We start from the raw sequence: 12,911 nt of genomic DNA, 5'->3' as shown, positions 1-12,911 counted from the left end.
GACACTGCGGGGTGCTTTCCCGCGAAATCGCTCAATACTGGTGGCATGATCGCCGCAACTGAACCGTCGTCGCCCGCAGATGCCGTCGTGGACCCCGCGATCCTGCGCGCCCACCTCCTGCAGGCCGACCCCGGTGTGTTGCTCGCGGTGCTCGCGCAGGTCACCGGCGACCCAGCGGTGATCGATCGTTTCGCGTCGAAGATCGGCTACCGTCCCGATCCACCCGAGCAGGCAGGGACAACAGATCCCGCCACGATGCGGGCGCTGGCCGACGAACTCATGGCCGCACTGCGCCGACCCCGACCGACGGATGCGGTGCCGGCGGAGGATCGTGACTTTTTCGCTCGGCTGCTGCCGGTCGCGCTGGGCACGGAGGTGGATGACGAGCAGGTGGACCTGCTGCTCGAGCAGGGTGGCTTCCGTCCGCGGCAGCCCACGTTGCCGCGCACCGTGCCGATACCGTCCACCACTACGATGGCGATCATCGGCGCGGGCATCGCCGGCATTGCGGTCGCGCTGGCCGCCGCCGAAGACGGCGTGTCGTTCGAGATTTTCGAGCGCAACGACGAAGTCGGCGGTACGTGGCTGACCACCACTTATCCGGGTATCGGCGTCGACACCCCGTCGGCCTACTACTCCCTGTCCCGTGAGGTGAACCCGGACTGGTCGAACTACTACCCGCAAGGAGCGGAGTATCAGGCGTATCTGGTGTCCATGGCCGACAAATACGACCTGCGCCGCAATATCCGATTCGGCACCGACGTCGAGGCTTTGTGGTGGGACGAGGACCGCGACCAGTGGCAGATCCGCTCCCGGACCGCCGATGGAACCCAGGCAATCGACTATGCACGGGTGGTCGTCACCGCGGCCGGGTACCTGAACCGGCCCCGCTTCCCGGACTGCAAGGGCCGCGAGACGTTCGCGGGCGTCAGCATCCACTCGGCACAGTGGGACCCGGCCCTGAGCTTGCGGGGCAAAAAGGTGGCGATCATCGGAGCGGGCTGCACCGCGGTGCAGATCGTGGATGCCTGCGTCGACGAGGTCGAACACTTGACGGTCTTCCAACGCCAGCCGCACTGGGTGGCTCCGCGTAAACGGCTCACCGACGAGGTTCCCGAACATCGCCGCTACCTCGGTCGGGTGCTGCCGCACTACGCGAAATGGCACCGGATCAAGTCGTACTGGGGCACAGCCGACAACAACTACCCGATCATTCTGCAGGACCCCGAGTGGGCCAAGACCCATCTGTCCATTTCACCGGCGAACGATGTGCTGTTGCAGATGTGCCTAGACTACATCGACCGGACCTTCGGTGCCGGAACGGAACTGGCACGCAAGGTCACACCCGACTTCGCCCCGTATGGGAAGCGGATCATCCGCGATCCCGGAGGCTACTACGCCGCGCTTACCCGCGACCACGTCGATGTCGAGGACAGTGAGCCAGCCGAGATCAACGCTGCCGGTATCGTCACCGCCGACGGCCGTCAGATCGATTTGGACGTCATCATCTACGCCACCGGATATCACCTGGACTTCCTGTCCACCATCGACATTCGCGGCCGCGAAAACAAAACACTGACTCAAGAGTGGGGCGACAGCCCGCGCGCCTACCGCGGCGGCACCGTTCCCGGATTCCCCAACCTTTTCATCACCTCAGCACCCAACTACAGTCCGGGACACGGTGCGGGAGCCAACTTTTCGATGGAAGTCCTGGCCCACTACGTCCTCGAATGCCTGCAATTGATGGCATTACACGATGCGACCACCATGGAAGTGACGCAGCGTGCCTTCGACGACCACGTCGCCGGAATCGACGAGGCGATGAGCCGCACGGTGTGGTGCCACACGCCCAACGCGCATACGTATTACCGCTCAGGCTCGGGCCGCGTCGTCGTCGCAACACCGTACCGGCTGGTCGACCTTTGGCAGCAGCACCGCGCACCGATCGAGGAAGACTTCGTCCTGCGATGACTCAACTTCTGGCTGGAAAGACCGCGCTGGTGACCGGCAGCAGCCGCGGCATCGGACGTGCGATCGCGCAACGCCTGGCCGCCGAAGGCGCCACCGTCGCGGTAACCGCCCGCGCCTACACCCCCTCGCCGTCGGTGCGCCACGGGACCACGTCGGCCATTCCCGGCACGATCGAGGAAACACGCGCGTTGATCGAAGCAGCCGGCGGCTCGGCGTTCGGGCTGGCTGCCGACCTGGAGGACAGCGACGCCCGCAATGGACTCATCGACGCAGTGCTCGAACGCACAGGTCGCGTCGACATCCTGGTCAACAATGCCGGGTTCGCTGACTATGCAGTGATCGAAGACATGACGCTGGAGACCTTCGATCGCACCGTCGAACACTATCTGCGGACACCGTTCCTTCTGACGCAGGCTGCCGTGCCACAGATGCGCAAGCAGGGAGCCGGTTGGATCGTCAACATCGGGTCGGTGACCGGCGTGGCGCCGGTGCGCCCCTACCGGGACTACAACAAGGCCGCCGGAGACGTGATCTACGCGTCCTGCAAGGCTGCGCTGCACCGCTTCACCCAGGGCGTCGCGGCCGAGCTCGTCGACGCCAATATCGCCGTCAACTGCGTGGGTCCCTCGACAGCGGTGCGCACCCCCGGTGCGGCGTCGCTCATTCCCGCCACCTTCCCGACCGAACCCGTCGAGTATCTGGCGGAAACGGTGCTGGCAATGTGCCATCTGCCCGCGGCTCAACGCACCGGTCTGGTGGCGTTCAGCCTGCACTACCCCTGGTCGCAGCGGCTACCGGTGCACACCCTCGACGGCGCCGACGTGCTGCCCCCGCTGCCGCCCCCGGCAACGGCAAACCCGAACGTGCGGCCGGCCGGGTTCTGAGCTGTCACAGCAGCGGTGCGCTGAGCGTGCAGAAGCTGTGACACACCCGTTCCCGGATGATCACATCGGTGGTCTCGGGATCAAACCAGCGGTCCACCACCGCCCAATGAATCGGGTGCATCAAGTACCGGCCCATCAGTCCCGCCACGTCGCTGAATTCCTGTTCGAAGACGTGCGTCCACGCACTGGCTCCAATCGCGGAATCGACCCGACTGAGCTGCCAGGCGACAATGGGGTCCACATACTGTGGCATCATCGCCAACTCGTGCTCGAACGCTGACACCGTCTGGGGATCCACCTCAGGGGCCACGCGCAGCAGCAGCGCCCGGTACACGCCACCGCGACCGCGGCGCGTCGCGGTTCCGCCATACGTTGCACCGTTGACCCGGGTGATCGCCGGGTCGTTGAGAACGTCGTCGAACCCGGACTCACCCCAACCGGTTTCGTCGGGAAACCGCAGATGCACCAGAACATCGCCGCCGTTGCGTGAACCAGGCAGCGTCGGTTCGACGACCGCTGCGCTGGGCGAGGCCTTGACGGCCGCGTCACGCAATCCCAGAAGAACCTCACCGCGCGCATCGCTGTCGACATCGAGGAGGCGGAGGACGCTAAACATTGCACAGGCCGTCGACATCAGCGGCCGCGGCCGCGACGCTGCGGGTGCGCTCGACAACCAGATCGGTGATGCTGCTCCACCATTGCGCCACCGCCGGATCCGGCCGGCCCTTCCACGTCATCTCCCACCAAGCCTGCGGCGTAGGCAGCGACCAGGTGATGGTGACGACATTCGTCCGGTCAGCGAACCAGATCGGTGGGCTGACCAGCACTCCGCACAGCGTCATTCCGCGTGCGCGGGCGCCCGGCACGTAGTCGGCCAAGTACGAGTCGACGAACTGCCGCGCGCACCCCGCAGCGGTGACCACGCGGTCGACGACGAACACCTCGGTCATGCCCTGAGATTAGTGCGGCCGCAGGGCGATGCAGCACGGATTTCCCGCCCACCGGGAAGCCCCCGTTGACGCGGCTGCCGGATACCGCGACGGTGATCTGGTGAATGATCCGTTCAGCCCCGCCCAGCTGGGACCGGTGGCGCTGCGCAACCGTGTCATCAAAGCCGCTACCTCGGAAGGCCGATCACCGGCGGGCCTGGTGACCGATGAGTTGATCGAGTTTCACCGGACTTTCGCCGAGGGCGGGGTCGCCATGACCACCGTCGCCTACTGTGGCGTGTCGCCCCAAGCCGCCAGCGCACCCGGACAGATCGTGATGAGCCTCGCCGCCCTGCCCGGGTTGCGCAAGTTGACCGATGCGGTCCACGCCGCAGGAGCCGCGATCTGCGCGCAGCTCGGCCACGCCGGTATCGTCGCCCCCAAGAAGCTGACCGGCGTTACGGCGCTGGCCCCCAGCCGCTTCATCAACCCGACGTCCATGGCTTACTGCCGCGCGATGTCGATTTCCGAAATCCAGACGGTCATACGTCAATTCGGTAGTGCGGCGCAAGTGGCGATCGATGCGGGATTCGATGCGGTCGAGCTGCACTTCGGTCACCTCTATCTGCCCAGCTCGTTTCTGAGCCCGTTGATCAACCGCCGCAAAGACGGCTATGGCGGATCCATCGACAACCGGTCCCGGCTGGTTCGCGAGATCGCCCAGCATGTCCGTAGCGTTGCCGGCAATCAGATCGCGGTCATCGCCAAACTAGACATGGACGACGGTGTGCCCGGAAGCATCTGGCTCGACGAAGCACTGCGCACGGCCCAGCTGCTCGACGCCGACGCCACGCTGGATGCCATCGAACTGACCCAAGGATCCTCGGTCTACAAACCGATGTACTTGTTCCGCGGCGACGTGCCGGTCAAAGAGTTTGCACAGGTGATGCCGCGTCCGCTGAAACCGATCGTGCGCATCTTCGGAAAGCAGACAATGGGTGTCTACCCCTACCACGACCTTTACATGCTCGAGGCGGCACGGCAGTTCGTGCCGGTCATGAAGAGCACCAAACTCATTCTGCTGGGCGGCATCAGCGAACGTGAGCACCTGGAGACCGGGCTGCGCGAAGGGTTCGATTTCTTCGCCATGGGCCGAGCGTTGCTCCGCGAACCCGACCGGGTCAACACCATGAGCGCAACGCCCGCCTCGCGTAGTCGCTGCACCCACAACAACAAGTGCATGGTCACAGTGTTCGGGCGCACCCATTGTGTGCTCGATCCCGGCCAACGTTACGGCCATGACGCCACGCTCGGTGACGACAAACCGGCATCGCTACCGGGCCAGCAGCTCACCTAACGCACGGCTGGCTTGGCGACGCGCGCGGTGAGCGATGTCGAACATCGGCATGGTCATGAAGCCATGGACGCCGCCTTCGAACGAACACCGGGTGGTCGGTACTCCGGCAGTCTGCAGGGCGTGAACATAGGCGGTGCCCTCGTCGCGCAGCGGATCATGGCCGGCCAGAACCACGACGGCGGGCGGTAACCCGCCCAGTTCCGCGCGCAGCGGGCAGGCGTACGGGTGTTCCCGATCCCCAACAGTCGGCACGTACTGATCCCAGTACCACTGCAGCGCCGGGCGCGGGTTGTAGAAGCCGCGTCCGAACAGACGGTAGGAACTGGTGTCGAAATCGGCGGCGATCACCGGATACAGCAAAAGCTGCGCCGCCAGCGCGGGCGCACCGCGGTCGCGGGCCATCAGTGTGGCCACGGCGGCAAGGTTGCCGCCGGCGCTGTCACCTCCGAGCGCGACACGCGCCGGGTCGGCGCCCCAGTCGGCCGCACGCTCGACCGCCCAGTTCAGGGCCGCGTAGAGGTCCTCGGCCGCGGTCGGCCAGCGGTGCTCGGGAGCCAACCGGTAGCCCACCGACACCACCACGGCCGGAATCAGATTGGCCAGGTTGCGGCAGAGTCCGTCGTGACTGTCCAGATCGCAGAACACGAAACCACCGCCGTGGGCGTAGACCAGGATGGGCAGCGGTCCGGCCGCTTCGGGACGGTAGACGCGGACATCGATGCAGCCACCGTCCACCGGGACCTGGTGCTCAGATACTGCGGCCACCGGTTCGGGTTGCGGGTTGGGGACGAATCGGTCACGGATCGCGGCCCGCGCTTGGGCACCGGTCATCGTGTGTACCGGCGGGAAACCTGAATCCAATGTCTCGATCAGGTCGGCGATTTGGGGGTCGAGACTCATGCGGGCTGCAGAGTCGGCGACTGCCGCACCTGCACCGGCCGTGGTGTGCTGCTCCCGCGCAGCGGACGGAGGGGCTGCAGTGTCGGCGCCACCTGGCCGGGTCCATCTTCGGCGTTGCGCCAGATGCCCATCGCCGTCATCCGCACTGGGGCGGTCAGTCGCTGGTCGAACGTCATGCGGCTCGTCGGGCCGCAGAGCGACACCGCGGCCACGGCCCGACCGGCCGGGCCGATCGGGGCGGCCACACACCCGAAGCCGGCCAACGACTCCTCTCGCTCGGTGGCAACACCGTGTTCGCGCACCTTGGCCAGTTCGGCCGATAGCTGCGAGGCGGTGGCGATCGAGAATCGGGTCTTGCGGGCCGTCAAGTCGACCTCAACGGATTCGTTGTAGGCCAACAGTGCCTTGCCGATCGCCGTGCAGTGCGCCGGCTGGCGTCCGCCGACGCGGGTGGGGATGACGGTACCCAACTGATCGCCGATCTTCTCCAGGTACACCACGTCCGAGCCGTCGAGTACCGCCAAATGGACAACCAGGCCGGTCGCTCGGTGCAGTTCGCGCAGTAGCGGAATGGCGCCGCGGTGAATGCGGTCCTGGTGCAGTGCCAGCGATCCCAATTCCACTAGCCGCACGCCCAGTGCGTAATCGCGGCCCTCGCGGCGCAGCCAGCGCAGCTCGACCAGTTGCTCGAGCATCCGGTGGGCCGATGAGCGCGGTAGACCGGTACGGCGCACAATCTCGGCCAGCGTCATCCGGCCCGGGCCCTCGAAGGAATCCAGTACCAGAGACACGCGGTCGATGAGGGCGCTGGGCGGTTCGCCAGCCTTGTCAACAGCCATCGTCATCAGGGGCCTCCACACCTCGTACCCGCCGCAACAGTCATATGACTATTAGGTATATGACTGTTTGTAGCACATCGGTGTGGCAGTTGTCACTTGGTTGCCGTCAAGTGCGCGCAGTTACGTCACCGGCCGTAGGTGAGACAGTCGGGTCGCGTTGAGCCGGTGATCGACGTCGTCGGGGGTCGTTAGGCGGGGATTGTCGGTCGTCAGCCCGTCGCGGCGCTGTGGCCGGCACGACGACCGTAGAAGCTGCCGTCGCCCAGCGACACGCCGCTGGCGTAGCCCCAGGCAGCCAAGCCGGCGCTGCACCGGCCTGCGGCGTACAACCCGGGAATGGGTGCGCCGCTGACATGGAGCACCTCGGCCTCGAGTGTGGTGTGCAGGCCGCCGAGAGTGAACCCGCCGGTCGACTCCCGCAGATCGATCGCGCCGACGGGGGCGCCGACCGGCCGCAGCCACTGCTTCTTCTTGTGCAGCAGAGGGTCCTCACCCCGGGCTGCGGCCTCGTTGTAGGCGGAGATGGTGGATTGCAGGGAGCCGGACGCCAGTCGCATTTCCGACTCCAGTTCGGCGACCGTCTCACACACCCAGGTCGGTGGCCGTGTCATCAAGTGTGGCGACAGCGAGGCCAACGCCTCCTGCTGGGCCGCGTCGTCGAGGATCAGATACGCGGTGTTGTTCTGGTGATACAGCGTCAGCTGTCCGACGCGGCCCGGATAGGTGTCCTCGGCGACGTAGCGCTGTCCGCGTTCGTTGACCAGCACCCCGCGCACCAGCTGCTGTGGGTCGATGAACAACGCGACCTCAGTGGCGTCCATATGAGCAAGATCGGCGCCGAGCGCCTGCGCCATCCGGATGGCCTGACCGTCGTGCTGCTCAATCGAAGCGGCGGGACGCCCGGCGATGCGCGGCGCGTAGCGGGCAACCATCGCCTCGTTGTAGGCGAAGCTTCCGGTGGCCAGTACCACGCCCCGACGCGCACGAATATTGATCTCCTCGCCGTAGCGCCGGGCCCGGATCCCGACGACGCGGCCGTCGGACTCCACGATCAGGCACTGCACCCGCACGTCATAGAGTGCGCGCGCTCCAGCGGCGGTCGCGGTATCGACTAGGCCCTTCATCAACATGTAGCCGGCGCTGGCCTCACCCTGCTTCTTGTTGAGCATTTGCGGGATGTGGCCGCGGGGAGCGGGTTCGGCGATCGTATTGAACGGGTACGCGTTCTCCCCGCCGCTGTACATCAGCCCCTGATCGCCCATCGGCTCCCAGCCGGGCTCACCGAAGAACTCGGCCTTGAACGGCACCTCGCAGCCGACCAGCCAGTCGAAGTGGGCCACACTGCCTGAGCAGTAGTCGGCGATGCGGTTCACGTCAGCACCAGGCCCCATGGCCGCGGTGAGAAACGCCGCCATGTTCTCGACCGAGTCGCTGAACCCGCACGCCGTCTGGAGTGCCGTGCCGCCACCCAAATAGATGAATCCGCCGGCCATCGCCGCGGCCCCACCCCAGGATCCGGTGCGCTCCAGGACGAGGACGTCGGCGCCGTCACGCGCCGCCTGCACCGCAGCTGCGGCGCCCGCAACACCGTAGCCGGCGATCACCACGTCGGCCTGGTGATCCCAGCCAGCGATCTCCGCCGCCGATACGGGGGTGACGTCTCCGGTAGATGTCATGGTCGCATTGCCGCCGGCAGGTCAGACACCCACTGGTGACCCCAGTAGCTGTCGGCGGTGATTTCCTCGGCGGTATAGAAGGTTTCGTCGACCCGCATGCCGTCGGTGCCGAACTCGATGTCCCAGTCGCCGGGCGCGCGAACATAAAACGACACCATCTTGTCGTTGGTGTGCCGGCCCAGCGTCGACGACAGCTGGAAACCTTCGGCGTTGACCCGGTCCAGGGCCTGGCCCACCGCATCGAGGGTGTCGACTTCCACCATGAGGTGGATCAGGCCTGGATCGCAAAGGTTCTGTGCGGGGCAGACCGCCAGGCTGTGGTGGCGCTGGTTGACACCCATGAACCGGACCCGGAGCGGCCCGAATTCCGGTGGAACCGGAACTCGGAAGGCTCCGCGGGATCTGAACCCCAGGACTTCGGTGTAAAACGTGAACAGGCCGTCGACGTCGAGCGCCGGAAGCACCACGTGACCCAGACCCTGCTCACCGGTGACGAACCTGGCGCCGAACGGGGTGACGACCGGTGAGTGATCAAGGACTGCACCGTGATACACCTCCAGGGAGGTGCCGGCCGGGTCTTCGAAGGCGATGACCTCCTCGACGCGACGCGCGTCGGCCTCGTCGAGCGATAGCTGTTTGAATGGCACTTGCGCAGCATCCAAGGCAGCTTGCACCTGCTCCAGGCCGGCGTGATCACGCACCTCCCAACCGACTGTCATGATCTTGTCGACCGCCCCGGCGACCACGATGATGCGCGCGGCGCGTTCGTCCATCCGCAGGTAGAGCGCGGACTCGTCGGGCCCGGTGCCCTGCGCGAATCCCAGCACATTGAAAGCGAAGTGACGCCACCGCTCGATGTCGGAGGCCGCGACGGTGACGTAGCCCAGGCCCTTGATCAATCCCATCGATGCCTCCCCGCTCAGATCATCGCCCGCAGCGGACCCTGTGGATCCACGCCCAGCGAACTCAGCGCCGAGGCGTGGTACACCGTGCCCGGGACGTGGATGGCGTGTGCCTGACCGACGTGCACATCGCGCCAGTACCGTTGCAGCGGCTTGTCCATCCGAGCCGCATTCCCTCCGCATCGCGCAAAGATCTCATCGACCGCCGACACCGCGCGCCACACCGCGCGCACCTGGGTACGTCGGCCCGCGGCGCGGTCCTCGAACGTCACTTCGTGACCGGCGTCCACCAGGTCGTAGATCCGGTCGGCGTTGGTCAACAACTCCTGGCGGGCGGCGTTGATGTCCGCGGCGGCCTCACCGATTGCATACATGACGTACGGGTCGTCCTTGATCGCCACACCACTGGAGTTCACGCGTTCGCGCTGGTAGTCCAGCGCCGCCGCCAACGCGCCTTCGGCGATCCCGATCGTCGCCGAGCTGATGCCCAGCGGAAACATTGTCGACCATGGCATGAGGTAGAGCGTTTCGGTCATCCCAGCGTCGCGCTGAGCGCTCCCGTCCATCACCTTCATCGCGTCCATCGTTCGGTACGTCGGCACGAACGCGTCCTTGACGATGATGTCTTTGGAGCCAGTACCGCGCAGGCCCACGACATTCCACGAGTCCTCCACGATCTCGTAATCCGCGCGGGGAAGGATCATGTGCAGCATCTGCGGCGGCATCAACGGTTTGCCGTCGGCGTCGCCGATCATCGCGCCCAGGAAAATCCAGTCGCAATGGTCGGTGCCGGAGCTGAATTGCCAGCGCCCATTGAAGATGTATCCGCCGTCGACCGGCTTGGCCACACCTTGGGGTGCGTACGGCGAGGCAACCCACGTGTCGACGTCATCGGCCCAGATCTCGGCGGCGACCCGCGGATCGGCGTAGGCGAGCTGATAGGGATGCACGCCGACCACGCCGTTGATCCACCCCGCGGACGGATCCAGCGCCGCGGTGGCCATCACGGTCTCGGCGAACTCGCGTGGATGTACCTCAAGGCCGCCATGGACCCTGGGCTGCAAGAGACGGATATGGCCCGCCGACTTCATCAGCTTGACCGTCTCGTCGGTCAGTTTGCCGATCTTCTCGGCGTGGGCGCCTTGCTCGCGCAGTTGGTCGGCGATGGCATGCACCCGATCGATTACCCGTTCAGTCATCCTCTGGTCCTATCGTCCGTGGCTGTGCTGTTGATGGTGTACCCCCGTGCCGCTGGCCGGGGGAGCAGATCCCGGTCAGTGGAAGGTTGGTGTCGTTGTCGCAGGTGACTCAGAATTCGATGTGTAGGTCATCGGAGACGGGGGTGGCCTGACAACCGAGGATCAGGCCGTCGGCGCGGTCGTCTGGCTCAAGGATCTCGCAGGTGGCCATATCGACGTCCCCGCGCAACACGGTGGCCGCGCACGATCCGCACTGACCTTCTTTACAGGAGTACGGCACATCAAGGCCGGCGGCGAGCATGGCGTCGACCAGTGTCGTGTGCCGAGGCCACCGTAGACGGTGACTCGTGCCGTCCACGTCGACCTGAACGACTGCGACGTGGCTGTCGTCGGTGTCGGTTGCCGTGCGGACGGCTTGATCGGAGAACGGGTCGCCCGAAAGCGACTGGAACGCTTCGAGGTGGACCCGCTCGCGCGGCACTCCCGCCTCGGACAGCGCTGATTTGACGGCTTCCATGAATGGTGCGGGACCGCAGACGAACGACTCAAAGCCCGCCGACCCCGTGAATACAGTGTGCACAAACCCAGTCAACTGCGCCCGGGTCGGCAGCCCCTGTACCGATTCCAGCCAATGCAGCACTGTCAACCGGTCGGCGTAACGGGCGGCAAGCTCACGTAATTCGGCGGCGAAGATCACCGACCGCTCGTCTCGGTTGGCGTAGCACAGGACTACGCGGCCGGTGCCTGCCACCAACACCGATTTGAGAATCGAGATGACGGGTGTAATGCCGCTGCCTGCTGCCCACAGCACGAAGTCCCCGTCGAGGTCCGTGGGCGTGAACACACCGGACGGTGGCAGCACCTCAATCGTGTCGCCGGTAGAAACGTTGTCGCACAACCAGTTGGAGCCGTAGCCCTCGCCTATCCGTTTGACGGTCACCTTCGGTGCGGGATCGATGTGCGGTGAACTGGCCAGCGAGTAGCAGCGTGCCACCGATCCGGTCGCATCGCTGGGCACCCGCAACGTCAGGAACTGTCCGGGACGGTAGGAGAAGCGGTGGCGCTGATCGTCGGGGATGTGGAACACCAGGGAGCGGGCATCGTTGCTCTCCTCGATGACATCGGACACGGTTAACAGCACGCCGCGGCCCCTAGCGAAGACTTCCTCCTCGGTCTCGACATTGGTCATGGGCCGACATTCTGGCTCGTGGCGTCGGCGTCGACAACCCGGTGGGTCCGATAGCCGGGAGACTGCGTCCCGATGTCCGCTGACCGGGAAGGTGGGCGCGCGGACGCGCCGGGACGCACTACGGTGCGCGGTGTGACCGGTGGATCGATAACCCGCGTGGATGTGCTGATGATGCTCGGCGACAAGGGATTCCCGCTACGCGAGGCGCCGTGATGTCGGGGCTGACCGGCAAGGTCGTGGTCGTGACCGGCGCCGCGCGCGGTACCGGACGCGTGCACTGCCAGCGCTTTGCCGAAGAAGGTTGCGATGTCATCGCCTTGGACATCGCCGCGCTAACCGACGACCTTCGAGGCACCGCCGCGCTGGTGCAGCAATTCGGGTGCCGCTGTGTCACCGCAGTGGCCGACGTCCGGGACGGTGCGGCGCTGGTGGCCGCGATAATCGCGGCGGTCACCGAACTCGGCCGCCTGGATGTCATCGTCGCCAACGCCGGTATCCATGGCGGCGACGCCCCCGCGTGGCAGATCACCGACGATGCCTGGCGGCAGGTGTTGGATGTGAACCTCACCGGAGTCTGGCACACCGTCACCGCTGGGGTACCGCACTTGTCGCCTGACGGAGGCAGCGTCGTCATCATTAGCTCCACCAGCGGATTACGCGGCACGGCCGGTGCCGCTCATTACGCCGCCAGCAAACATGCGGTGCTCGGATTGGCCCGTACGCTCGCGAACGAGTTGGGGCCACGGCGCATTCGAGTCAACACGGTGCACCCGGGCGCCGTCGGCACCGCGTTGGTCCGTAACGCGGCCACGTTCAAGCGTCTTCGTCCTGATCTGGAGGACCCCACCGAAGCCGATGCCGCCGAGGTCCTCGCCGCGCGTCACCTCCTGCCGGTCCCGTGGGTGGAACCTGTCGACGTGGCCAACGCCGCCGTGTTCTTGGCATCCGAGGAAGCCCGCTACATCACAGGAGCCCAACTGGTTGTCGACGCCGGCCTGACCCAGAAGACGACATGACGGGCCGGCTCGCAGCTAAGGCGGCTTTGATCTGCGCCGCCACTTTACC

The 12,911-nt window shown here is 65.9% G+C and carries 13 protein-coding genes; 5 read left to right on the top strand and 8 right to left on the bottom strand.

Annotated elements, in window-relative coordinates:
* Positions 1–45 precede the first annotated feature (45 nt).
* The gene (locus tag AC5Y36_RS15000; RefSeq protein ID WP_500041716.1) at positions 46–1,971 is read left to right on the top strand and encodes a flavin-containing monooxygenase; all 1,926 of its coding nucleotides are present in this window, start codon (positions 46–48) and stop codon (positions 1,969–1,971) included.
* Positions 1,968–2,855 (top strand): SDR family NAD(P)-dependent oxidoreductase, encoded by an 888-nt coding sequence (locus tag AC5Y36_RS14995; protein ID WP_500041715.1) that lies wholly within the window; start codon positions 1,968–1,970, stop codon positions 2,853–2,855. Before AC5Y36_RS15000 ends, AC5Y36_RS14995 begins: the two co-directional genes overlap by 4 nt.
* 4 nt (positions 2,856–2,859) lie before the next feature.
* Here AC5Y36_RS14995 and AC5Y36_RS14990 read toward each other — a convergent pair whose 3' ends face one another.
* A complete protein-coding gene (locus AC5Y36_RS14990) occupies positions 2,860–3,471 on the bottom strand; it encodes a Dabb family protein (protein ID WP_500041714.1) in 612 nt (203 codons plus the stop codon).
* Positions 3,464–3,805: a hypothetical protein gene (locus AC5Y36_RS14985; protein ID WP_500041713.1), complete on the bottom strand. Its 342-nt coding sequence runs from the start codon at positions 3,803–3,805 to the stop codon at positions 3,464–3,466. The genes AC5Y36_RS14990 and AC5Y36_RS14985 overlap by 8 nt, the downstream gene beginning before the upstream one ends.
* Before the next feature lie 100 nt (positions 3,806–3,905).
* Here AC5Y36_RS14985 and AC5Y36_RS14980 point away from each other — a divergent pair, with 100 nt between their 5' ends.
* Positions 3,906–5,141, top strand: coding sequence for an NADH:flavin oxidoreductase (locus tag AC5Y36_RS14980; protein WP_500041712.1), 1,236 nt, complete (start codon positions 3,906–3,908; stop codon positions 5,139–5,141).
* On the opposite strand, the gene lipP1 is transcribed toward AC5Y36_RS14980, so the two are convergent.
* The 6 genes from lipP1 to AC5Y36_RS14950 all read right to left on the bottom strand — a co-directional run bounded on the left by lipP1 (position 5,118) and on the right by AC5Y36_RS14950 (position 11,846).
* Entirely contained in the window at positions 5,118–6,041 is a 924-nt protein-coding gene (lipP1, locus tag AC5Y36_RS14975; protein WP_500041711.1) for a LipP1 family hormone-sensitive lipase, read from the bottom strand. The genes AC5Y36_RS14980 and lipP1 overlap by 24 nt on opposite strands.
* Positions 6,038–6,886 carry an IclR family transcriptional regulator gene (locus AC5Y36_RS14970; RefSeq protein WP_500041710.1) on the bottom strand — a complete coding sequence of 283 codons (849 nt, stop codon included), beginning with the start codon at positions 6,884–6,886 and terminating at the stop codon, positions 6,038–6,040. The genes lipP1 and AC5Y36_RS14970 overlap by 4 nt, the downstream gene beginning before the upstream one ends.
* Before the next feature lie 203 nt (positions 6,887–7,089).
* A complete protein-coding gene (locus AC5Y36_RS14965; RefSeq protein WP_500041709.1) occupies positions 7,090–8,556 on the bottom strand; it encodes an FAD-dependent oxidoreductase in 1,467 nt (488 codons plus the stop codon).
* Positions 8,553–9,461, bottom strand: a complete 909-nt coding sequence (gene bphC / locus AC5Y36_RS14960) for a biphenyl-2,3-diol 1,2-dioxygenase (RefSeq protein ID WP_500041708.1) — start codon at positions 9,459–9,461, stop codon at positions 8,553–8,555. Before bphC ends, AC5Y36_RS14965 begins: the two co-directional genes overlap by 4 nt.
* Before the next feature lie 14 nt (positions 9,462–9,475).
* Positions 9,476–10,657, bottom strand: a complete 1,182-nt coding sequence (locus tag AC5Y36_RS14955) for an acyl-CoA dehydrogenase family protein (RefSeq protein WP_500041707.1) — start codon at positions 10,655–10,657, stop codon at positions 9,476–9,478.
* 109 nt (positions 10,658–10,766) lie between these two features.
* Positions 10,767–11,846, bottom strand: coding sequence for a 2Fe-2S iron-sulfur cluster-binding protein (locus tag AC5Y36_RS14950; RefSeq protein WP_500041706.1), 1,080 nt, complete (start codon positions 11,844–11,846; stop codon positions 10,767–10,769).
* Positions 11,847–11,918: 72 nt separating this feature from the next.
* Here AC5Y36_RS14950 and AC5Y36_RS14945 point away from each other — a divergent pair, with 72 nt between their 5' ends.
* A complete protein-coding gene (locus AC5Y36_RS14945) occupies positions 11,919–12,059 on the top strand; it encodes a hypothetical protein (RefSeq protein ID WP_500041705.1) in 141 nt (46 codons plus the stop codon).
* Complete coding sequence (locus AC5Y36_RS14940) at positions 12,059–12,862, top strand: mycofactocin-coupled SDR family oxidoreductase (protein ID WP_500041704.1); 804 nt, start codon at positions 12,059–12,061, stop codon at positions 12,860–12,862. The genes AC5Y36_RS14945 and AC5Y36_RS14940 overlap by 1 nt, the downstream gene beginning before the upstream one ends.
* Positions 12,863–12,911: the final 49 nt, after the last annotated feature.

The organism is Mycobacterium sp. NGS50 (assembly GCF_059812545.1).
The sequence above is the reverse complement of the archived record's forward strand: the minus strand, read 5'-3'. Positions and strand labels throughout refer to the sequence as shown.